A 22,049-nucleotide genomic window follows, 5' to 3' on the forward strand; every position below is an offset into this window, starting at 1 on the left:
AAGACTCTTTCACAGGGGGCCGACAAAATCTCCGGCGGCAGGAGCCGCACGCAAAAAAGGTCCGTTTCCGCTGCTGATGAGCGGAAACGGACCTCTGCGGTGGGCGATACTGGGTTCGAACCAGTGACCTCTTCGGTGTGAACGAAGCGCGCTACCACTGCGCCAATCGCCCCGATGCATTTGAATGCTAGCCCACGTCTGCCCCAATTGAAAAATCGGCCGGCGCCACACGCAAAGGCGCGCTGAAAGGGGGTCCCGCAGCAACGTCCGCCCCCGCCCGCGCCTGCACGAAAGCAGCGCATCACCTGCAGGAAAGCAGCACCTCAGGCAGTACAAGGTGGGGCGGCCGTACTCACCCTGGCCGGAATTACACGCCTGTAACTCGAAAATTCCGCGGTATTCCGCGGTTGTTCGGGCCATGCGGGCCGGCCGCGCCGGGGCGATTTGGAGTTTCCCGGAACCTCCTATATTGTTTTTACTCGTTGGAACGCGAGGAAATGCCGGAAACGGCAAGGAATCAAGCCCCCAAAATGCGGACGTAGCTCAGCTGGTAGAGCACCACCTTGCCAAGGTGGATGTCGCGAGTTCGAATCTCGTCGTCCGCTCGCAGGACACTGTCACAGCAAACATTCTTCGGAATTGACGCTAACACGGTGGGTTGGCCGAGAGGCGAGGCAGCGGCCTGCAAAGCCGTATACACGGGTTCGAATCCCGTACCCACCTCGGTGAAAACCATGGTTTCCGGGTTTCCGGATGCAATGGGCGATTGGCGCAGCGGTAGCGCGCTTCCCTGACACGGAAGAGGTCACTGGTTCGATCCCAGTATCGCCCACTCGGCAAGGCAACTTGCCGGCAGAACCGCCGGATTTTCCGGAACAATCTGCACAATGCGGACGTAGCTCAGCTGGTAGAGCACCACCTTGCCAAGGTGGATGTCGCGAGTTCGAATCTCGTCGTCCGCTCTCTTATATCCCATAAGCCGGTCTTCCGGTTCCGGGCGATTGGCGCAGCGGTAGCGCGCTTCCCTGACACGGAAGAGGTCACTGGTTCGATCCCAGTATCGCCCACACACGAACAGCAGCTCTCCGGAGCTGCTTTTTCCGTTTAAGCCGCATCCGCTGCTGGCGAACGTGATTCCCTTGGCACGCCTCCCGGGCCCGGATAGGATCGAATGCGCGAGGAGCGACCTGGCTCCGCGATAGAAGGGAGGTGCCCGTGGGTTTGATTGACGATCTAAAGGGCAAGGCTCAGGGTCTCATCCGCGGCAACGAGCAGGCCATCAAGGACGGCATCACCAAGGCCGGCGATTTCGTCGACACCAGGACCGGCGGCAAGTACGCAGGCCACGTCGACAAGATCCAGGATGGCGCTTCCAAGCTCGTTGACAAGAACGGCACCCCGGGGCAGGAACCTGCCGCCGAGCAGGTTCCCCCGGCAGCTCCTGGAAATCCGGTTCCGCCGGTTGACAGGGCTCCGTAAAGGATTTGGCCAGGGCTTTGCCCGGCACGTCAAGGAGGTGCGGGTCCCGCCGGGAGGCGGCACCCGCACCTTTGGCGTTTAACGGCGACATTCGCCGCCCCGGATTGCCGGTTGCCAAACCCGGGCCGGTAACCTGCCGGTATGCCCAAGTCCCCCGCACCCACCACGGCAACCAAGCCCGGACTGGCCCGGACCGATTCCCGGCCGGTGGTCGCAGGGATCGTCACCGCGCTGGTGGGCTTCACCTCATCCTTTGCCGTGGTCCTGGCCGGACTCAAGGCAGTCGGCGCTGATCCTGCCCAGGCTGCGTCCGGCCTCCTGGCCGTAACGCTCACCGTCGGACTCGGCGTGCTGGTGCTCGCCTGGCGTTCGAGGGTCCCGGTGACACTGGCCTGGTCAACGCCGGGCGCAGCACTGCTTGCGTCATCGGGAGTGCCCGACGGCGGGTGGCCGGCCGCCGTCGGAGCCTTCCTCGGTGCGGGCCTGCTGCTGGCCATGACCGGCCTGGTGCCGGCGCTTGGCAGGCTGATGGCGCGTATCCCGCCCTCCCTGGCCCAGGCCATGCTGGCCGGTGTCCTGCTCCAGCTCTGCCTGGCACCCTTCAAGGCCCTCGGCTCCGCCCCGGCGTTTGCAGCGCCGGTGATCTTGTGCTGGCTGCTGATGATGAAGTTCGCCCCGCGCTGGGCGGTGCCGGCAGCCCTGCTGGCCGCCTTGGGCGTGATCGGAATAACCCTGGTATCTGCCGGAACCCCTGTTGAACCGGCAGGCCTGGTCCCGGCACTGGCTTGGACCACACCCGCGTTCAGCCTCCAGGCGATGGCGGCCCTTGCGCTCCCGTTGTTCGTGGTGACGATGGCCTCGCAAAACATTCCCGGGGTGGCCGTGCTGAGGTCTTTTGGATATGAGGCACCGTGGCGCCCGGCGATGCTCGTCACGGGGGCGGGAACTGTTGCTGGGGCCCCGTTCGGCGGCCACGCCATCAATCTCGCGGCGCTCAGTGCTGCCCTTGCCGCCGGCGAGGAAGCCGGCGGGGACCGGAGCAGGAGGTGGATCGCGGGCTTCACGTCCGGCCTGGCCTACCTGGTGCTGGCTGCGTTCTCGGCCGCCCTGGTGTCGGTTGTCAGCAAAGCGCCGGCCGGGATGCTTGAAGCCGTTGCCGGGCTGGCACTGCTCGGCACCCTCGCCTCGGCGACCTCGGCAGCCCTGGCGGACCCGGACGACCGGATTGCTCCGGCCGTTACGTTCCTGATGGCCGCGTCCGGCCTGGCGTTCGCCGGGATCGGCTCTGCTTTCTGGGCGCTGCTGGCCGGACTGCTGGTCCGGCTGGCGTTGCGGCCCCGGCCCGGGAAGAAGTCCGCCTAGGAGGGCTCGTGGTTCTGGCCTTCACGGGCAAGCGCAGTGAGGCGGGAGACGGCGCGGAAGTACTTCTTCATGTAACCGCCGGACATCATCTCTTCGGTGAACAGCTTGTCGAAGGGGACGCCGCTGGCCAGGATCGGCACGTCCTTGTCGTAGAGCCGGTCTGCAAGGACCACGAACCGCAGCGCTACAGCCTGTTCCGTGATGGTTCCCACGTTGCGCCACACCACGCCGTCAATGCCGTGGATCAGCTGGCGGTAGCGGCTGGGGTGCACGCCGGCCAGGTGGTGGATGAGGGTGGAGAACTCATCCTGGGCCACGGTCTTCCCGTCGAATTCCGCCTTCATGTGCGCGTTGAGCTCGCTGTTCTTCAGCGGCGCCGGTGCAGCCGGGAGGCCACGGTGCCGGAAGTCCTCGCCGTCGATGCGGATCACGTCGAACTGGTCCGCCAGGACCTGGATTTCGCGCTGGAAGTCCACAGCGGCGAACCGGCCATCGCCCAGGGAGCCGGGCAGCGTGTTGGACGTGGCAGCAAGTTTGACCCCGGCGTCAGCCAGCTCACGCATGAGACGGGACATCAGGACGGTGTCGCCGGGATCGTCCAGTTCGAATTCGTCGATGCACACGAGCTGGTAGCTGCTCAGCGCGTCCACCGTTTTGCGGAAGGAAAGGGCGCCCACCAGGTTGGTGTACTCCACGAACGTACCGAAGGCCTTGGGGCCTGGCGACGCGTGCCACAGGGAGGCGAGCAGGTGGGTCTTGCCCACGCCGAAGCCGCCGTCCAGGTAGATTCCCGCCCTGGATTCGTCCTTCTTGCCGAACAGCTTCTTGAAAAGCCCGCCTCCGTTGCCCGACCCCACGCCGTCGGCAAATCCCTCCAGGGCACGCACGGCGGCGGCCTGGCTGGGCTGCTTCGGGTCGGGGCGGTAGCTCGAAAAGGAAACCTCCCCAAACCGGGGCGAGGGGTAGAAGCCCTTAAGGAGTTCGTCCACCGATACTGCCGGAGTGCGGGCGGCAAGCTGTTCGATCTGTACCAAGGTGGTCCGTTCTGCTGGTGGTTGGTCCCCAGAAAGGATACCGGCAATGCGGGCCCTACCCGGGCGGGACGGCGGCCTCACGCCCCAGGGCGTGATGAAGGCAACATTTCGCCCTATTAACGGAATACGGACAACCCCACGGGCGCTGGTTAGTGTGGGAACAGGTTCCAATGCATGTTCCGCGGTTTCCCGTGCTCTTAGTGAAAGGCCAAGCCATGCCCTACCCGGTTGAACAGAATGAGAAGTTCGCAGCCTATGCCCACCCGGAGCGGCTGGTCTCCACTGAGTGGCTTGCTGCCGCCGTTGAAAGCGGTGCCGTGGCCCGCGGCGAACTCGTCGTGGTGGAGTCCGACGAGGACGTGCTCCTGTACGAAACCGGCCATATCCCCGGCGCCGTCAAGATCGACTGGCACACGGACCTGAACGACGACGTGGCCCGCGACTACGTTGACGGTGCCGCCTTCGCTGAACTCGCGGCGTCGAAGGGCATTTCCCGCGACAGCACCGTGGTGATCTACGGCGACAAGTCCAACTGGTGGGCCGCCTACGCCCTCTGGGTCTTCACGCTGTTCGGCCACCAGGACGTCCGGCTGCTGGACGGCGGCCGGGACAAGTGGGTTGCCGAAGGCCGCGAATTGACCAGGGACCGGCCAGCTCCCGCTCCCGGAAACTACCCGGTGGTGGAGCGTGAGGACGCCCCGATCCGCGCCTTCAAGGATGACGTCCTGGCCCACCTGGGCACCGGTCCCCTGATCGATGTCCGCTCCCCCGAGGAGTACACCGGTCAGCGCACCCACATGCCGGCCTACCCGGAGGAGGGTGCCCTCCGCGGTGGCCACATCCCCACTGCAGCGTCCATCCCGTGGGCACGCGCCGCTGCCGCCGACGGCACCTTCCGCAGCAGGGAGGAACTGGAAGCCATCTACCTCGGCGAGGCCGGCCTGGCCGAAGGCGACGACGTCGTGGCGTACTGCCGCATCGGCGAGCGGTCCAGCCACACCTGGTTCGCCCTGAAGTACCTCCTGGGCTTTGAGACCGTCCGCAACTACGACGGATCCTGGACCGAGTGGGGCAACGCCGTGCGCGTCCCGATCGTCAAGGGCGCCGAGCGGGGTTCCGTTCCCGTCGCCGTCGGAGCCTGACCCCGCTCCCCCGCGTAGACTTGGAACGATGACTACTCAAGCTTTGCCTTCCGCCCTGGCGGCGATCGTGGACGATTTCCAGGCCCTGTCCGAACCCGAGAGGCTGCAGCTGCTGCTGGAGTTCTCGGAAGGACTGCCGGAACTCCCGGACCGGCTCAAGGACCACCCCGAACTCCTGGAGCAGGTGGTGGAATGCCAGTCGCCGCTGTTCCTCACCGTTGAGACGGGAACCAACGACGACGGCGCCGTCCGCCTGTTCTTCAAGGCACCGCCCGAGGCGCCCACCACGCGCGGTTTCGCCGGGGTGCTGCACGAGGGCCTGGACGGTTTGACAGCGGACGAGATCCTGTCGGTGCCGGACGACATGCCGGAGCTGCTGGGACTCACCCGCGCCATCACCCCGCTGCGCATGCGGGGCATGACCGCCATGCTGGGCAGGATCAAGCGCAAGGTTGCCGCAGCATCCCGCAGCCAGGCCTGACCCCGGCGTCATGGCACGCAGGAACAACTCCCAGGGAACCCCGGCCACAGCGGCCCTGACCGCGGCCGGGGTTCCCTTTGTGCTGCATCCGTATACCCATGACCCCTCGGCGGCGAGTTACGGTGTGGAGGCAGCCGAGGCTTTGGGGATCGATCCGTCCCGCGTCTTCAAGACCCTGATGGTGGACGTGGAGGGCAGGCTCGCGGTGGGCATTGTTCCCGTCAGCGGAACCCTGGACCTGAAGGCAATGGCCATGGCGCTGGGGGCCAAGAAGGCCGCCATGGCAGATCCCGCGGCAGCACAGCGCCGCACCGGCTATGTCCTCGGCGGCATCTCCCCGCTCGGCCAGCGCCAGCCTTCCCCCACGGTGCTGGATTCCAGCGCCCTGGCACTGGAGACCCTGCTGGTCTCGGGCGGCCGGCGGGGCCTGGACATTGAGCTGGCGCCGGCTGACCTGGTCCGGCTGACAGACGCCGTCACGGCTCCCATCGGCTCCCTGGCCGCAGGCAACCTCCGGGCTTAGCCGCAGCCGGGGTGGTTCATCCCGCTACTCGATGATGTACCGCTGCATCATCTCGTTGTCCTCGTGCTCCAGGATGTGATAGTGCCAGACGTACTCGCCTCTGAAGGATGAGCCGATGGCCAGTGGGGCTCCATCCGCCGCCCCTGCCCCGAACGGAACACGGATCCTGGTGACTTCCCCGGGCATGGCAATGACCGTGTCCTTCCAGCCCTGCTCATGTGCCGGCGCCCCTTTGGGGCGTCCGATCAGGAAGGGCCGGACCGGAACGGCGCTGCCGCGGCCTGGCGTCACCAGGCCGGTCCCTGGGTCTACATAGCCGGTGGCTGCCAGGTACCCGTCGACGTCGAATTTTTGCCGGTCGCGGACCTGGAACTGGGTGAAGTGCACATGGATCGGGTGGGCATCCCCCGTGGTATTGATTAGTTCCCATTCTTCGAGGCTGTCGCTCCGGACCCGGAGAATGTCTTCGCTCTCGAATTTTCGGTTGTTCAGGAGCGCCATGAGGGGAACCCCGGCGGCGTTGGCCACTTCCACCAGTGCCATGGGCCTAATGGCCTCCGGGGTCCTGGCCACCAGATCGGTGATGGAACAGTCCCGGAGGCTGCCAGGCATCGGCGCTGTGTATCCGGCCTGGGATGTCACAGTGAACTGCATGATTTGCGGCAGCGGGAGTCCCCCGAGCTGGATGGTGGCGGGGCCGTCCGGGTAGGGGACGCGGGCACTGTTGGCCAGAACAACCCGTGTGCCGGGCTTGTGTCCGGCGAAATCGATCACGATATCCGCCCGCTCGCCCGGTCCCATGAGCAGCCTGTTCAGCCTGACCGGTACGTTGAGCAGGCCGCCGTCCGTTCCTATTTGGAAGAAGGCGAGCGCCGCGCCATCCACTGTGAACTTGAGGTCGTAGAACCGGGCATTGGAGCCGTTGAACATGCGGAGCCGGTACTTCCCCCGGGCCACGTCGAGATTCGGCCGGCACTTGCCGTTGACTGTTGCCGCGTCGCCGAAGAACTCCGGCGCCCAAGGACGCGGTGTTCCGCCGGCAGTGGAAAGGTCCGGGTTCGGCGGGTACGCAAGCGTGCCGTCGGGGTTGAACATCTTGTCCTGGATGATCAGCGGAACTTCATAGGGCGGCGGGGGCAGGTGGGTACCGTCGCCGGTATCTATTCCTGATCCACCTGAGTCCCGCAACAGGTAGCCGCCGGCCAGCCCCGCATAGACATTCAACCGCGTAATGCCGAGCGCGTGGTCGTGGTACCAGAGACCGGCCGCGTCCTGGTCGTTGCCATACCTGTATGTGTAGGAAGCGCCGGGCCTGAATGCCTGCTCGGGACCGCCGTCGAACTCTGGCCTGGTGTTGCCTCCGTGGAGGTGCACGGACGTCCTGGGCGCTGCAGCATCGTTGCTGCCGGGAGGAACGAGCTCCGCGTCGACGGCGTAGCCAAGGGGATGCCGTTCGATCCCGTTATGGACGGTGAGGCTGAATGGGGTTCCTTTCCGGGCGACGATGACCGGGCCCAAATATGTACGGGAGGAGGTCCCGTCCTGGTACGCCAGGGTGTCGGCCACACCCATGCCGGCCTGGAAGCGGTGCTGGGCGTTTCGCATCCAGAGAGACGCAGTGCCGCCGGCACTCATGTCCAGGACGCCGAGTTCGGCCAGCGTTGGAAGCTGCTCGGTGAATTGGCCGGCCTGTCCTGGCGTGGCAATTGCCCGCCCGCTTCCCGGTCCATACGGCTGCGTCGCAACGGCCGCACCGGCTGCGGCGCCGGCTTGCAGGAGTTGCCGCCTTGTCAGATACATTGTGGGCCCCATTTCAATTGCCTTGATGGTTCCCCCCTTGCAGCCGACGGTAGGCAGCTCCCTTTGTCAGCGCTAGGGCCGAGTGTCCCCTTCCGGTGAAAGGGCCGGGACGTGCCCTGGGCCTTCCCGGACCGGCTCCCCCGCGCGGCTGCCGGGACGGCCCGTGAAGTGGTCCATGGTGCGGTTGACGCCCAGCACATCCATGAGCCGGTCAAAGACGCCGACCGGCAGAATCCGCAGGACCGGAAGCAGGTTCACCAGGGGCGGCAGGACCAGTTTCCGGCGGCCGGCCTCGATCGCGTCAAGGACTTCAGCGGCCACGTCCTCCTCCTCAAGGATGGGGAGGAGCCGGGGCCAAAGGGTCTGGACGCCGTCGAACATCCCCGTGTTGATGTAGTAGGGGCAGACCACCAGCGTGTTGACCCCGGTCTGGTCCGCCCGGAGCTCGGCCCGCAGTGACTCGGTGAAACCGAACGCGGCGAATTTGCTGGCGGAGTAGTCCGTCTGCCGGGCGACGCCCACCATCCCCGCAGCACTGGCAATGGTGACCACGGTGCCGTGCCCCCGCTCTGCCATCCCGCCGAGGAAGGCGCGGGTCACCCAGTACAGGGCCATGACGTTGACGTGCATGGTGCGTTCGATGGCCTCATCCGTCGCATCAAGGAGCCGGTGCCCGCTGACCACCCCGGCGTTGTTCACCAGCACATCCACCGGCCCGGTCCTCGCTGCGGCGGCCTTGACCGCCTCCCGGTCCGTGACATCCACGGCGTGGGCTTCAGCCTGCGCGCCGGCGGCCCGGATTTCGTCGCGGACCGCAGCTCCCGCTGCCGCGTCCACATCCCAGATCACCACCCGGCTCCCGCGCCGGGCGGCGCCGAGTGCCAGGCGGCGGCCCAGCCCGCTTCCCCCTCCCGTGACCAACAGTGTTGCACCGGAAAGTCGTGTTCCTTTGGCCATCTCAGTTCTCCTCGGGTGTTGGCACAGGCTGTGTCCTCAGCGGTTTCGGGGAAGGCGGCCCATCAAGGTGATGGCCCCTTTCATGATCCGTGCGTAGGCATGGTTGGACATTCCGGGGGCGGGGGCCACCCGGAGCAGCCGCTGCACGGCGATGGTCTGCGGTTCCGTGTACTTGAGGATGCCTTCCCGGCCGTGGCGGCGGCCCGCGCCGGAGTCCTTCATGCCGCCGATCGGTGCATCGTGCGAGGCCCAGGTGGCCGCATAGCCCTCGTTGACGTTGACGGTCCCTGTCTGGAGCCTGCGGGCCACCGCTTCGCCGCGGCGGGCGGACCAGACGCTGGCGTTGAGCCCGAAGTCGGAGTCATTGGCCAGGGCTACGGCGGCGTCGTCGTCGGCCGCGCGGTAGACGGCAACCACCGGCCCGAACGTCTCTTCCCGGGCGACGAGCATCTCATCCGTAACCCCGGCCAGGACGGTGGGTTCATAGAACAGCGGACCCAGGTCCGGACGGCGCCGTCCTCCGGCCAGGAGTTGGGCGCCTTTTGCGAGCGCATCCTGGACGTGGCGGTCCACCCGCTCCACCTGTGCCGTACTGATAAGGGACCCCATGCCAATGTCCCAGTCCGGTCCGGACCCCATCCGGATGTTCTTCACCTTGGCTGTAAACGCCGCCAGGAACCGGTCATAAAGGTCGGCATGGACGTAGATCCGCTCAATGCTGACGCACAGCTGCCCGGAGTTGGAGAAGCAGGCGTGCACCGCGCCGGCGGCCGCCTTGCCCGCGTCCGCATCCGCGAGCACCAGCATCGGGTTCTTGCCGCCCAGTTCGGCGGAGAAGCCGATCAGCCGCTCAGCGCACTGCCTGGCGACGGTCTTGCCGGTCCTGGAGGATCCCGTGAACATCAGGAAGTCCACCCGCCCGATCAAGGCAGGCCCTATCTCCGTGCCCGGTCCCGTGACGATCCGGAACAGGTCAGCCGGAAGGCCCGCCTCCCGCAGGAGCCTGAGCATCAGCAGGGCCGTGAAGGGCGTCTGCGAGTCAGGCTTCAGGACGATGCCGTTGCCCGCCAGCAGGGCCGGGATGGCGTCCGAAACCGCGAGGGTCAAGGGATAGTTCCAGGGGCTGATGACACCCACAACCCCCTTGGGTATCCGGTATTCCGTGGTGCGCGTGAGGACCGGGGCCGCGCCCTTCCGGCGGCGCGGGCGGAGGTACCGGTCAGCTGTCCGCTCGTAATAGCCGGCCGTCAGGACCACGTCCGCGAACTCCTCGAAGGCGCTCAGCCTGGACTTGCCGCTCTCCGCCTGGACCAGGTCAAGGACGTCCTGCTCGCTGTCCAGGAGCAGCGCCAGGAACCGCCGGATCACCGCGCGGCGTTCGGCGATTGGCTGGGCTGCCCACTGCCGCTGCGCCATGCGTGCGGTTTCGACGGCGGCATGGACGTCGTCCGGGGTGCATACGGGCACTTCCCCCACCACTGTGCCATCGAAGGGCGCGTGCGAGGCCTGCGCCGGCCGTCCGGGGCCCGACGACGCCACCAGCCCGGCAAGCTCCGCCGCCAGCTCCCTGCCGCGGCCGGTCACAGTTCCTGCCGGGCGTGCTTTCGCCATGTCAGCCACCCGCCTGCGTGGGCTGGGCCGGAGATTCCCCCATGCGTCCAGGGGTCACGCCGGAGCCGGGATTGAGGCGCGGAGCGAGCTGCTGGCGCAGCCAGGCCTTCACCAGCCGTTCCCAGCGTTCGGGGTCCACATTCCATTCCTTCGTATGCCGTGCGTGGTTGAACGTCTCGAACGTCACCATCTCCGGGTTCCGCTCGGCCAGCAGGGCGGACGGCCCGTACGGTACGTACTCGTCGTCGACGCTGTGGATGATCAGTGTTGGCGTCCGCAGCTCGACGGCCCGGGACACCCAGTCCATGACTTTCAGGTCCACGGGCGCTGAGAGGCCCGTGAGCCTGCGCCCCAGCGGGTGGCCCAGCATCAGCTGGCCGTACCTGCCCACCAGCGACGGAATCCGGTTCAGCTGCGCATGGTGGGCCAGCACTGTTACCCAGTCGATGACCGGTGCGTCCAGCACCATCGCCCTGATCAGGTGGCGGTGGCGGGAGAGATCGGCAGTCTGCAGGCAAATGGCCCCACCCATGGACCAGCCGAACAGGACAACTTCCTCGGCACCGTTGGCCAGCGCGTACCCGATGGCAGCCTCGATGTCCTGCCACTCCGTCGAGCCCAGGCCGTAGCGGCCGTCATCGGCTGACGGTGCCAGCCCGTCATTACGGTAGGACACCAGCAGGCTGGTCAGGCCCAGTTCCAGCGCCGGTCCCACCGCCCGCAGCGCTTCCTGCCGGGTGGCACCGCGCCCGTGCACCATGATGGCCCAGGTCCGGGCAGTTCCCTTTGCCCGGACCAGCCAGGCGGGAGCTTCGCCGCGCTCAACGGGAATCAGGACGTCCTCGGCAGGGATGCCGACGGCGGCCGGGTCCGGGTAGGTGGCACCGCTCCACCATCCCCAGCGGGCCGTGGAGAGATCCCCGCTGTACACGGCTTCGACCTCGCGCAGCACAGTCCGCTCGGCGGGAGAGTAGGACACGATGCGTCCGATCCGTGCGTGCCCTTTGCCGCCGTCGAAGAAGAACCCGTAGACGCCGTCCACCGTGGTGTCGTCGTTCGCGGCCAGGATCACCTGCAGCTTCTGCCCGTCCCGGATCACCGCCAGGACTTCCTTGTCGGCCGCCCGTTGCCGTGCCGGAGTGATGACCCGCCGCGCGAAATACACGGCGAGCGCAGAGGAACCCGCTCCCAGCAGGCCCGCCACCGAGCCGCCGGCGATGGCGCCGCCAACGGCCCATTTGGCCCCCGGCGACACCCCAACGGATTCCCTGGTGGATGCAGTCATTGCAGGGCGCGCTCGCCGGAAAGGTGCCATGGGACTATTCTTACCGGCCCTGCCGCAGATACCCGCATTCCAGCACCCGGGCGGCACGGCGACGCCGGGCCGGCCCGGGAGGGACCCGGGCCGCGGTGCAGCTCAGGGGCCGGTGCAGTTCAAGGGCCCACACAGTTCAAGGGCCCACGCAGTCCCAGGGCAGGTGCAGTGCGGGGGCCAGCGGGCGGGACTAGGCTAAGGCCATGAGTGATCCCATCGTCATCCTGACTGAAGAACCCCTGGGCGCGGACGACCGCGTTAACATCGAACGGCTCGTGGATGGTGCGGACAGCCGCCTGCTGGTCCTGGTCCCGGCCAATACCGAGCGGCACCTGCTGGTGGACTTCCTTGAGAACCTGTCCATGCTGGACGTTGCCAAGGCTTTCCGCGAGCTCGCCGCCCGCAACCCTGATGCCGCCACCGAACGGGCGCACGCCGACGAAACCCTGGCGGCCTCCCTGGCGGCGCTCGAGGGACTGGGCTCCGGCGTGACCGGCCAGGTGGTGGACGGCAAGGCCGTTGACAGCCTGGTGGCCAAGGTCCGCGAAACCGGCGCTTCCCAGGCCGTAGTGATCACGCGGCCGCATGCCGTGGCCGATACGTTCCACACTGACTGGGCCAACAAGGCCCAGGACCAACTCGGTGTCCCCGTGCTTCACCTGTACGCGGGTTCGGGATTTATCGGCGACTCCTAAGCGTTGGGAAAGCTATGAGCATCTTTGGAAACAGCATCTTCGGCAATAAGGCACCGGGCGTTGGCCCCGGAACGCAGCATGGCAGCGCACAGGAGGCTGCGGACAGCGAGGCCGCAGTCCAGAAAAGTGATGCCCAGTGGCGGGAGGAACTGACTCCGGAGGAATACCACGTCCTGCGCCAGGCGGGGACGGAACGGCCATACACCGGCGAATATTGGGACACGCACACGGAGGGCGTGTACCAGTGCCGCGCGTGCGGCGCTGAACTGTTCACCAGCAAGGAGAAGTTCGATTCACACTGCGGCTGGCCCTCCTTCTGGGCCCCTCTGACTGAGGGCAAAGTGCGCTACATCCATGACCGCACCCTGGGCATGGACAGGATCGAAGTGCGGTGCGCCTCCTGCGACTCGCACCTGGGCCATGTGTTCGAGGGTGAGGGCCACGGAACGCCCACCGACCAGCGCTACTGCATCAACTCGGTCTCCCTCCGGCTCGTGGCCAAAGAGGCAGCCGGCGACGGACCCCAGGGCTAAGTGATAAGCACCACGGGAAGTCCCCGCAACCCGTCCAAAAAGACCGGCCCCCAGCTGTTCCCACAGCCGGGGGCCGGTCTCGTTCCTCCCCAGCCGGGCCATAGGCTAAGAATTTCTTATTCAACAACCCTTCGGGCATAAGGCCTGCTGGTTGCTTGTTACGCTCACCAGAGAAGCAAGCAACCAGAAAGGCAGCCGACGATGACAGAGACCCTGACCAGCGCCGTCACCGGTATTTCCGCGCAGAACGAAAATTGGCTGCGGCTCAAGGGCGCAGCCACCGCCCTGCAGGCCCTCCAGGTCCAGGACGGTTCCGTCCCCGAGCCCGCGGACCACACGGCGGCAGCCCGGTCCGTGGAAACCATCGTGGAGGCCCTCACGGCGCTGGCCCCTGCCTTCCCCCACGACGCGGAGTACCTTGAGGCCGCCTGCGCTGATTTCCGGGCATGGGCCGCGGGCGGGTTCGCCGTCCCGGACTTCCTGTCGTCCCTGCTGGCGTTCCAGCCGCAGCAGCAGCGCATTGACGGCCTGCAGCACCTGGTGGTGTTCCCCATGTACACCCAGAACGGCAGCAGCAACCGGCTGGTTGAGGCGGTGCTGGTCGAAGTGATCTGGCCTGAGTTCATCGCGGGACTGGAAGCCGGGGAGTATTCCAACAAGCTGTTCGTCCCCATCCGCTTCGTCGATTTCACGCCCGGCTACGACACCAACTCGGCCGTCCTCTTCCCCGAGACGGTAGCGGTCAGCCAGACCCCCACCTTCACCTGGGGCGCCATCTTCGCCGACCGCGAAGCTGCCCGGTTCCGCCGCGTGCTCAAGGCGGCCGCGGAGATCACCTCCCTGGAGCTCCCGGAGGGCGCGGCCGAACTGCTCGCTGACCAGGACCTCACCGAGGCCACCTTCGTCATGTGGGACCTGATCCACGACCGGACGCACATGCGCGGCGACCTGCCCTTCGATCCCTTCATGATCAAGCAGCGGATGCCCTACTTCCTGTACTCGCTCGAGGAGCTGCGCTGCGACCTCACCGCATTCCGCGAGTCCGTCCGGATCGAAAAGGACGACGACGCCGACCCCGAGGCCCGGCGGCACGCCAAGCTCGTGCAGTACGCCATCATCTTCGACCGCATCTTCCGCTTCGCCATCACCGGCAGCCGGGTCCGCAACTATGACGGCCTGGGTGGCCAGCTCCTTTTCGCCTGGCTGCACCAGCAGCACGTACTGCACTGGACGGACACACGGCTTACCATCGACTGGGATGAGGTGGCGGACGCTGTGATCGCCCTGGGAGCCAGCATCGATGACCTGTACTGGCGCTCCATCGACCGGCCCAAGACCGCCCACTGGCTGGCGGCCTACCAGCTGGTGTCCGCAACCGTCACCCCCAACCCGGCCTCCGTGTGGGCCAAGGGGCCGGACGCGCTTCCACTGGCGGGAACACCCCGCGGCCTCACGGACCAGGTCCTGGACGACGAATTCCCGCTGTCCATGTTCTACGAGGCATTGGAGAAGAAGATGCGCCCCGTCATCGAATCAACCGCCGGCATCACCGGCCGCTCCGCCCTGTGACCGGTTCCGGCACTGCCGCGGCTGCCCCCAGCGTCACCGGGGCCCTTACGGTCCTGGTGGCCGGCGGCAGCGGCGCGTCCGGCGTCGCCGTTGCGCGCGCACTGGCTGCGGCAGGGCACCGCGTCGCCACCGCGGGCTCGGACCGGGCCAGGATCGGGGCGGCGGCGGAAAAGGCGGGCGACGGCGTCACCCCCTTCACGTGCGACCTCGCCGACCCCGACGGCGTCCGGCAGCTTCGGGCGGAGGTCAGCGCCGCCGTCGGGCCCGTTGACGCCGTGATCCACCTGGTGGGTGGCTGGCGCGGGGCCAAGGGCATCGCCGACCAATCCGACGACGACTGGGACTTCCTGGAGCGCGGGGCCATCACCACACTGCGCAACGTCTCCCGCGTCTTCTTCGACGACATCGCCGCATCTCCGGCCGGCAGGTTTGCCATGGTGTCCTCCACCGCCCTGGACAAACCAACCGCCGCGGTGGCCAGTTACATTGCAGCGAAGGCCGCCGCGGAAGCCTGGACCATGGCCATGGCGGATGGCTTCCGCCGCGCCGCCGGGGACGGCGGACACCTGGCTGCTGCCACCATCCTGGTGGTCAAGGCACTCGTTGACGACGAACTGCGCCGCGCGCACCCCGAGCGGAAATTCCCGGGGGCCACGGACGTGGCTGACCTGGCCGCCGCCGTCGTACGGCTTTTCGGCACGCCGTCCACCGAACTCAACGGGGTCCGCCTCCGGCTGGCGGGCTGATCCCGCCGTGACTGTACCTACACTGAAAGCGTGAGCAACCCTATGACGACAACAGCAGAAACACGCTCGACGCTGCGGCTGCACGACCCCAGCGTGCGCGGCTTTGCCTCCGACAACTACTCCGGCGTCCACCCCGAGGTGCTGGCAGCCCTGGCTGCAGCCAACGAGGGGCACCAGGTTTCCTACGGCGAGGACCTCTACACCGCACGGCTGCAGGAACTGATGGTTGAACACTTCGGCCCGGGCATCGAATGCTTCCCGGTCTTCAACGGGACCGGCGCCAATGTCCTTTCGCTGCAGTCCCTGCTCCCCCGCTGGGGCGCCGTGGTGTGCGCTTCCACCGCCCACATCAACATGGATGAGAACGGGGCACCCGAGCGCATCGGCGGCATGAAGCTGCTGCAGGTCCCCACCCCGGACGGCAAGCTGACCCCGGAGCTGATCGACAGGGAGGCCTGGGGCTGGGGCGACGAGCACCGTGCGCAGCCGCTGGCCGTCTCCATCACCCAGACCACTGAACTGGGCACCTGCTACACCCCGGAGGAAGTGCGGGCCATCGCCGACCATGTCCACGCAAAGGGCATGAAACTGCACATGGACGGGGCACGGCTGGCCAACGCCGCCGCCCACCTGGACCTCCCCCTGCGGGCCTTCACCAGGGACGCCGGCGTGGACATCCTCTCTTTCGGCGGGACCAAGAACGGACTGCTCTTCGGCGAGGTCGTGGTGGCGCTGAACCCTGAGGCCGCCCACGGCCTGGTGTACCTGCGCAAGATGAACATGCAGCTGGCATCCAAGATGAGGTTCATGTCCGCCCAGTTCATCGCCCTGCTCGAAGACGGCCTCTGGCTGCGCTCCGCCTCGCATGCCAACGCCATGGCCTCCCGGCTGAGGGACGCCGTCGACACCATTGAGGGCGTCCGCCCCACCCAGAAGACGGAATCCAACGGCGTCTTTGCCATCCTTCCACCCGGCGTGGCGGACCGGCTGCGCAGTTCCTTCCGCTTCTACGACTGGGACGAGGCAGCCGGGGAAGTCCGCTGGATGTGCTCCTTCGACACCACCGAGGAGGATGTGGATGCCTTTGCCGCCGCGATCCGCCATGAACTGCGGGATTACCGGGACGGCCAGGCAGGGTGACCGTCCGTTGACGGCGAGCCTTCCTGCCCCGCCCCGCCCGGCCCCGTAATCTGCCAAGGTGAACGCACTTGACCAGGTTCCCCCGGATTTCCTCCACGCCTTGGGAACCCTCAGGAAAGCCCGGTGCCGCAAGGAATTGCACCTGGCCGAAATCCCTGCCCCTGCGCGGCTGGCTCCGTTCGCCGTCGCACTCGGTGCCGAAGTCATGGCCCCCGGCACAGGCAGCCTTTCCACGCCCGTCCACGGACCGGCGGCACTGGCTTTCGCAGCAGCATCCGGGACCACCGCCGCAGGAGCTGCGGACGACGATGAGACGGAACTCGCCACCGGACGGTTCATCCTGCTGCACGATCCGGACGGCTCAGCGGTCTGGGACGGCGAGTTCCGCATCGTGACCTACATCCGGGCCGAACTGGAACCGGAAATGGGCAACGACCAGATGCTGGGAACCGTGGCATGGACGTGGCTGGTCGAAGCGCTGGAGAACCACAAGGCCGCTTACAGGGCAGCCGGCGGCACAGCCACCCGCGTCCTGTCCGAAAGCTTCGGCACCCTGGCCGGGCGCCCGGGTTCCATCGACATCGAGCTCCGGGCCTCCTGGACGCCGGATTCCTCCGATGTCCAGGCACACCTGGAAGCCTGGTCCGACATGGTCTGCACGTTCGCGGGCCTGCCGCCCCTGCCCGACGGTGTGACGGCCCTTCCGCCCCGGCGCCGCGGCCAGCAGAACGGTTATGGGGCAGCCCGGTAAACTGGGGGCATCATGACCCCAAACATTCCGGAAAACACCACAGCCGGCGTCCCGGCTGCTGCTGCCGCACCCCACATCACGGTGGAGGGCTTTGACAGCCCCATCCCCGAAATCATCGATCTCGACGCACCCCGGGACGGCGTTCCCCTGGTCATCGAAACCCAGTCCGGCCTGGAGCGCTGCGCCGCCGCCATTGCCGCCGGCACCGGCCCCGCAGGCGTTGACGCCGAACGCGCCTCCGGGTTCCGCTATGGCCAGCGGGCCTTCCTGGTCCAGATCCGGCGCGAAGGTGCCGGGACCTGGCTGATCGATCCCGAACCCTTCGGAAACCTGGACATCATCAATGACGCCCTGCGTGGCGTCGAATGGATCCTGCACGCCGCCAGCCAGGACCTGCCCTGCCTGTCCGAACTCGGGATGTGGCCGGACAAGCTCTTCGACACCGAACTGGCCGCACGCCTGGCCGGGCTTCCCCGCGTGGGGCTGGCAGCTGTGATCGAACAGCTCCTGGGATTCGGGCTCGCCAAGGAACACTCGGCCGCCGACTGGTCCACCCGCCCCCTGCCGGAGCCGTGGCTGCGCTACGCCGCCCTGGATGTGGAGGTCCTCACGGAACTGCGCGAGGAACTCAATGAACTGCTCCAGGCGGACGGGAAGCTGGAGTACGCCGAGCAGGAATTTGCCGCCATCCTCGAAGCCGGCGTCGCTCCGCCCCGGGTGGACCCCTGGCGGAAGACCTCCGGCCTGCACCAGATCCGGGACCGCCGCCAACTGGCCGCTGTCCGCGAGTTGTGGCTGGAACGCGATTCCCTGGCGCAAAAACGCGACGTGGCACCGGGCAGGCTCATTCCGGACTCCGCCCTGGTAGCGGCGGCGAAGGCCATGCCCGCCACCGTCCCGCAACTGCTCAGCACCAAGGGGTTCCACGGCCGCGCGGCCCAGCGCGAAGCTCCACGGTGGCTGCGCTGCATCGCCGCAGCACGGGACCTGGAGGAACTGCCGCCCCTGCACCTGCCCACTAACGCCCCGCCACCGCCGAGGGTCTGGGCGGACCGCGATCCCGAAGCCGCCGCCAGGCTGGCCACTGCCCGGCCCCTCCTCCAGGCCAAGGCAGAGGAACTGAACCTGCCGCTGGAGAACCTGTTGACGCCCGACTACCTGCGGCGCGTGGCGTGGCGGCCTCCAGCAATCGTTACCGAAGATTCCATTGCCGCTGAGCTGCGGGCGCTCGGGGCCCGCGGGTGGCAGGTGGAACTCAGTGCACCGCTGATCGCCGGCGCATTCCTGAACCCGCAGCCGCTGCCGCCCAAGGAAGCCAAACCTGTCGCCGCGGCCGGCGGCCAGTAACTGTCCCGCACCACCCCTTGCAGGCTAAGTTACTCACGAGTAACATCGGTGTGACCGACGCCAGGCTGCTGCCGCCCTCCGGCATGCACCCGGCGCGCCACATCTCGATGAGGAGTTACACGTGAGCCAGCACGGAAGCGGCGCATCCACGCGCACTGTCCGCGACGTCGTCTTTGTGGACGGCATCCGCACACCCTTCGGCAGGGCCGGCGAGAAGGGAATCTACGCCGGGACCCGGGCCGACGACCTGATCGTGAAATGCATCCGCGGCCTGCTGCGCCGCAACCCGTCGCTGCCGGCGGAGCGGATCGATGAGGTTGCCATCGCCGCGACCACCCAGACCGGCGACCAGGGCCTCACCCTCGGCAGGACCGCCGCGCTGCTGGCCGGCCTGCCGCGCACGGTTCCCGGCTTCGCCATCGACCGCATGTGCGCCGGCGCCATGACCGCTGTTACCACCACGGCCGGCAGCATCGGCTTCGGCGCCTACGACGTCGTCATCGCCGGCGGTGTGGAACACATGGGCCACCACCCGATGGGCTCGGGCGCCGATCCCAACCCACGGTTCATGTCCGAACGGCTGGTGGACCCGGCAGCCCTGAACATGGGAAACACCGCCGAGAACCTGCATGACCGCTTCCCCGCCATCACCAAGGAGCGCACCGATGCCTATGCGGTGGCCTCCCAGGACAAGCTGGCAGCCGCCTACCGGGACGGCATGATCCAGCCCGACCTGGTTCCCGTTGCCGCCCGGAAGCCCGGCGAGGGCTGGACTGTCCACAGCAAGGACGAACCGCCGCGCCCCGGCACCACCCTGGACGACCTCGCCGGCCTGCGCACCCCGTTCCGTGCCCATGGCCGGGTCACCGCCGGTAACGCCGCCGGACTGAACGACGGCGCAACCGCCGCCGTCCTGGCGTCCTCGGAAGCCGCCGCCGAACTGGGCCTGCCCGTCAAGATGCGGCTGGTCAGCTACGCCTATGCCGGGGTGGAGCCGGAGGTCATGGGCATCGGCCCTGTCCCGGCCACCGAGAAGGCGCTGAAGAACGCCGGCCTGGGCATCGAGGACATCGGCCTGTTCGAAATCAACGAGGCATTCGCCGTCCAGGTTTTGAGCTTCCTTGACCACTACGGCATCTCCGACGACGACCCCCGGGTCAACCGCTACGGCGGTGCCATCGCCGTGGGCCACCCCCTGGCGTCCTCCGGCGTCCGGCTGATGATCCAGCTGGCCCGCCAGTTCGAGGAAGATCCGTCGGTCCGCTACGGGATGACCACCATGTGCGTGGGCCTGGGCATGGGCGGCACCGTGATCTGGGAGAACCCGCACCACCCCGACTACAGTGGAACTCCCGCCGGGGACACCGCTGCTACCGCTTCCGAAGGAGCCATGGCATGAGCGCCGCAGATTTCCGCACGTTGGCGGACCTCTTCCCCAACGAAACCGTGACCCACTCCTACGTCCAGGACATCGCCCTGCCGGGAACTGCAGGGAAGCCCAGCCCGGGCACCTTTGCCCTGGTCACCCTGGACAACGACTTTGACCACACCAAGCCCACCACCCTTGGCCCCAACACTTTGGTGGAGCTCGGCACGGTGCTGGAAGGCCTGCGTGACCGTGCCGCCCGCGGGGAAATCGTGGGCGTGGGCGTCACCGGCAAGCCGCACTACCTGGTGGCCGGAGCCGACCTTTCCGCCGTGAAGTCCCTGGAAAAGCGCGAGCACGGACTCTGGATGGCGCAGCTGGGCCACGACGTCTATGCCACCCTGGCCAACCTGGGCGTCCCCAGCTTCGCCTTCATCAACGGCGCCGCCCTGGGCGGCGGCCTGGAGATCGCCCTGCAGTCCACCTACCGGACGGTGTCAACAGGTGCCGGCGCCCTGGCGCTGCCGGAAGCCTTCCTGGGCCTGGTGCCCGGCTGGGGCGGCGTGTACATCCTTCCCCGCCTGGTGGGCCCCGAAAACGCCGTCAAGGTGATGATCGAGAACCCGCTGAGCAACAACCGGACCCTTTCCGGTGCCCAGGCGTTCGGTCTCGGAATCGCGGACGCGCTCTTCGAACCTGCCGACTTCGTGGAGCAGTCGCTGGCCTGGGCCGCGGGCGTCATCTCCGGCGACGTGGTCCCGGAGCGGCCCAACGCCGTCGATCCCTCCTCCCCTGACGCTGCGGCCCGCTGGACCGCTGCCGTGGATGCCGGCCGGAAGTTCGTGGAAGGCAAGACGTCCAACGCTTCCCCTGCCCCTGCCAAGGTCCTGGACATCCTCGAGGCGAACCGCACCATGACCGCTGCGGAGTCAGCCGCTCTGGAGTGTGAAACCCTCGCCGGGCTCATGCAGACGGACGAGTTCCGCTCCACCGTCTACGCTTTCCTCGACCTGGTACAGAAGCGCGGCAAGCGCCCCGCCGGCGCTCCGGACCGCAAGCTGGCCCGGCCCGTCACCAAGGTGGGCGTGGTGGGCGCGGGCCTGATGGCCGGCCAGCTGGCACTCCTCTTCGCGCGGCAGCTGAAGGTGCCGGTGGTCCTGACCGACATCGACCAGGCCCGGGTGGACAAGGGCGTGGGCTATGTCCATGGCGAGGTGGACAAACTGCTGGCGAAGAAGCGCGTCAGCCAGGACGCTGCCAACCGCACCAAGGCGCTGGTGACGGGCTCGGTGTCAAAGGAAGCCTTCGCGGATGCCGACTTCGTGATTGAGGCCGTCTTTGAGGAACTTCACATCAAGAAGCAGGTCTTCGCCGAACTGGAGGGCATCGTGTCGCCGGAGTGCATCCTGGCCACCAACACGTCCTCCCTCTCGGTGACGGAGATGGCCGCGGACCTGCAGCACCCGGAGCGGCTGGTGGGCTTCCACTTCTTCAATCCGGTGGCCGTCATGCCGCTGCTGGAGATCGTCCGCGCCCCGCGGACAGACGATGCCGTGCTCGCCACCGCCTTCGAACTGGCCAAGGCCCTGAAGAAGACCGGCGTGCTGGTCAAGGATGCGGCCGCGTTCGTGGTCAACCGCATCCTGCTGCGGCTGATGGGCGAAGTGACGGCTGCCTTCGACGAGGGCACCCCCGCGGAGGTGGCGGACGCTGCGCTGCGGCCCATGGGGCTGCCCATGACACCGTTCACGCTGCTGGCCATGGTGGGCCTGCCCGTGGCGCAGCATGTCCAGGAGTCCTTGAACGCCGCTTTCGGCGACCGCTTCCCGGTTTCCGACAACCTCAAGAAGCTCATCGACAACAACGTCAAGGCACTGTGGGAGACCGCCCCGGACGGTTCCCGGGCCATCCCCCAGTCCACGCTTGAGCTGATGTCCTTTGGCTCCAGCCCGTCCACCGCGGAGCAGGTGCTGCGCCGCGTCCAGGATGCCCTGGCAGAGGAAATCGGCCTCATGCTGGACGAGGGCGTCGTGGCCGGCGCCGAGGACATCGACCTGTGCATGATCCTGGGCGCTGGCTGGCCCATGTTCCTGGGCGGCATTACGCCGTACCTGGACCGGGTGGGCGCATCGGAGCGGGTCAACGGCAAGCGCTTCCTGGCGCCCGGCGTCGCGTCGAGCAAGTCCCGGGACTAGGCG

Annotated in this window: 19 protein-coding genes and 6 tRNA genes; 19 read left to right on the forward strand and 6 right to left on the reverse strand. The window is 67.4% G+C overall.

Going from position 1 to position 22,049, the window contains the following annotated elements:
* Positions 1–100 precede the first annotated feature (100 nt).
* Positions 101–172 (reverse strand) — tRNA-Val (locus MRBLMD1_RS12655).
* A gap of 360 nt (positions 173–532) precedes the next feature.
* Here MRBLMD1_RS12655 and MRBLMD1_RS12660 point away from each other — a divergent pair.
* From MRBLMD1_RS12660 to MRBLMD1_RS12690, 7 genes are all read left to right on the forward strand, one after another.
* Positions 533–605 (forward strand) — tRNA-Gly (locus tag MRBLMD1_RS12660).
* Between the two features lie 47 nt (positions 606–652).
* Positions 653–723: transfer RNA gene (locus MRBLMD1_RS12665), tRNA-Cys, on the forward strand.
* Between the two features lie 37 nt (positions 724–760).
* A tRNA-Val gene (locus MRBLMD1_RS12670) sits at positions 761–832 on the forward strand.
* A 57-nt stretch (positions 833–889) separates the two neighbouring features.
* A tRNA-Gly gene (locus MRBLMD1_RS12675) sits at positions 890–962 on the forward strand.
* Positions 963–995: 33 nt separating this feature from the next.
* Positions 996–1,067 (forward strand) — tRNA-Val (locus MRBLMD1_RS12680).
* 148 nt (positions 1,068–1,215) lie between these two features.
* Positions 1,216–1,479, forward strand: a complete 264-nt coding sequence (locus MRBLMD1_RS12685; protein ID WP_159632146.1) for an antitoxin — start codon at positions 1,216–1,218, stop codon at positions 1,477–1,479.
* A gap of 141 nt (positions 1,480–1,620) precedes the next feature.
* Entirely contained in the window at positions 1,621–2,841 is a 1,221-nt protein-coding gene (locus MRBLMD1_RS12690; protein ID WP_364400094.1) for a benzoate/H(+) symporter BenE family transporter, read from the forward strand.
* On the opposite strand, the gene zapE is transcribed toward MRBLMD1_RS12690, so the two are convergent.
* Positions 2,838–3,875, reverse strand: coding sequence for a cell division protein ZapE (gene zapE / locus MRBLMD1_RS12695; protein WP_364400097.1), 1,038 nt, complete (start codon positions 3,873–3,875; stop codon positions 2,838–2,840). The two genes, MRBLMD1_RS12690 and zapE, sit on opposite strands and share 4 nt — an antisense overlap.
* Positions 3,876–4,090: 215 nt before the next feature.
* Here zapE and MRBLMD1_RS12700 point away from each other — a divergent pair, with 215 nt between their 5' ends.
* Genes MRBLMD1_RS12700 through ybaK form a run of 3 tightly spaced genes read left to right on the forward strand, consistent with a single transcriptional unit; the run spans position 4,091 to position 6,021 of the window.
* Positions 4,091–5,017, forward strand: a complete 927-nt coding sequence (locus tag MRBLMD1_RS12700) for a sulfurtransferase (RefSeq protein WP_159632149.1) — start codon at positions 4,091–4,093, stop codon at positions 5,015–5,017.
* 28 nt (positions 5,018–5,045) lie between these two features.
* A complete protein-coding gene (locus MRBLMD1_RS12705) occupies positions 5,046–5,498 on the forward strand; it encodes a SufE family protein (RefSeq protein WP_159632150.1) in 453 nt (150 codons plus the stop codon).
* 10 nt (positions 5,499–5,508) lie between these two features.
* The gene (gene ybaK / locus MRBLMD1_RS12710; RefSeq protein WP_275181235.1) at positions 5,509–6,021 is read left to right on the forward strand and encodes a Cys-tRNA(Pro) deacylase; all 513 of its coding nucleotides are present in this window, start codon (positions 5,509–5,511) and stop codon (positions 6,019–6,021) included.
* Between the two features lie 24 nt (positions 6,022–6,045).
* On the opposite strand, the gene MRBLMD1_RS12715 is transcribed toward ybaK, so the two are convergent.
* The 4 genes from MRBLMD1_RS12715 to MRBLMD1_RS12730 all read right to left on the reverse strand — a co-directional run bounded on the left by MRBLMD1_RS12715 (position 6,046) and on the right by MRBLMD1_RS12730 (position 11,674).
* On the reverse strand, positions 6,046–7,821 hold the full coding sequence (locus tag MRBLMD1_RS12715; protein WP_364400100.1) for a multicopper oxidase family protein: 1,776 nt from the start codon (positions 7,819–7,821) through the stop codon (positions 6,046–6,048).
* Between the two features lie 72 nt (positions 7,822–7,893).
* The gene (locus tag MRBLMD1_RS12720; protein WP_364400103.1) at positions 7,894–8,778 is read right to left on the reverse strand and encodes an SDR family oxidoreductase; all 885 of its coding nucleotides are present in this window, start codon (positions 8,776–8,778) and stop codon (positions 7,894–7,896) included.
* A 36-nt stretch (positions 8,779–8,814) separates the two neighbouring features.
* A complete protein-coding gene (locus MRBLMD1_RS12725; RefSeq protein ID WP_364400106.1) occupies positions 8,815–10,389 on the reverse strand; it encodes a succinic semialdehyde dehydrogenase in 1,575 nt (524 codons plus the stop codon).
* 1 nt (position 10,390) lies between these two features.
* Positions 10,391–11,674 carry an alpha/beta hydrolase family protein gene (locus MRBLMD1_RS12730; protein ID WP_224025726.1) on the reverse strand — a complete coding sequence of 428 codons (1,284 nt, stop codon included), beginning with the start codon at positions 11,672–11,674 and terminating at the stop codon, positions 10,391–10,393.
* A 233-nt stretch (positions 11,675–11,907) separates the two neighbouring features.
* On the opposite strand from MRBLMD1_RS12730, the gene MRBLMD1_RS12735 reads away from it, so the two are divergent.
* From MRBLMD1_RS12735 to MRBLMD1_RS12775, 9 genes are all read left to right on the forward strand, one after another.
* A complete protein-coding gene (locus tag MRBLMD1_RS12735; RefSeq protein ID WP_159632156.1) occupies positions 11,908–12,399 on the forward strand; it encodes a hypothetical protein in 492 nt (163 codons plus the stop codon).
* 14 nt (positions 12,400–12,413) lie between these two features.
* Positions 12,414–12,932: a peptide-methionine (R)-S-oxide reductase MsrB gene (msrB, locus tag MRBLMD1_RS12740; RefSeq protein WP_364400110.1), complete on the forward strand. Its 519-nt coding sequence runs from the start codon at positions 12,414–12,416 to the stop codon at positions 12,930–12,932.
* A gap of 201 nt (positions 12,933–13,133) precedes the next feature.
* Positions 13,134–14,501: a DUF6421 family protein gene (locus MRBLMD1_RS12745; RefSeq protein ID WP_414703689.1), complete on the forward strand. Its 1,368-nt coding sequence runs from the start codon at positions 13,134–13,136 to the stop codon at positions 14,499–14,501.
* Entirely contained in the window at positions 14,498–15,247 is a 750-nt protein-coding gene (locus tag MRBLMD1_RS12750; RefSeq protein WP_364400113.1) for an SDR family NAD(P)-dependent oxidoreductase, read from the forward strand. The genes MRBLMD1_RS12745 and MRBLMD1_RS12750 overlap by 4 nt, the downstream gene beginning before the upstream one ends.
* A gap of 42 nt (positions 15,248–15,289) precedes the next feature.
* On the forward strand, positions 15,290–16,387 hold the full coding sequence (locus MRBLMD1_RS12755) for a threonine aldolase family protein (protein ID WP_159635552.1): 1,098 nt from the start codon (positions 15,290–15,292) through the stop codon (positions 16,385–16,387).
* A gap of 58 nt (positions 16,388–16,445) precedes the next feature.
* Positions 16,446–17,138: a DUF3000 domain-containing protein gene (locus MRBLMD1_RS12760; RefSeq protein WP_307489570.1), complete on the forward strand. Its 693-nt coding sequence runs from the start codon at positions 16,446–16,448 to the stop codon at positions 17,136–17,138.
* 12 nt (positions 17,139–17,150) lie between these two features.
* Positions 17,151–18,485, forward strand: coding sequence for an HRDC domain-containing protein (locus MRBLMD1_RS12765; RefSeq protein WP_364400116.1), 1,335 nt, complete (start codon positions 17,151–17,153; stop codon positions 18,483–18,485).
* 121 nt (positions 18,486–18,606) lie between these two features.
* Positions 18,607–19,884: a thiolase family protein gene (locus MRBLMD1_RS12770; RefSeq protein ID WP_159632162.1), complete on the forward strand. Its 1,278-nt coding sequence runs from the start codon at positions 18,607–18,609 to the stop codon at positions 19,882–19,884.
* Positions 19,881–22,046: a 3-hydroxyacyl-CoA dehydrogenase NAD-binding domain-containing protein gene (locus tag MRBLMD1_RS12775; RefSeq protein WP_364400121.1), complete on the forward strand. Its 2,166-nt coding sequence runs from the start codon at positions 19,881–19,883 to the stop codon at positions 22,044–22,046. Before MRBLMD1_RS12770 ends, MRBLMD1_RS12775 begins: the two co-directional genes overlap by 4 nt.
* Positions 22,047–22,049: the final 3 nt, after the last annotated feature.

Origin of the sequence: Pseudarthrobacter sp. LMD1-1-1.1 (assembly GCF_040676255.1) — a bacterium.
Lineage (GTDB): Bacteria > Actinomycetota > Actinomycetes > Actinomycetales > Micrococcaceae > Arthrobacter.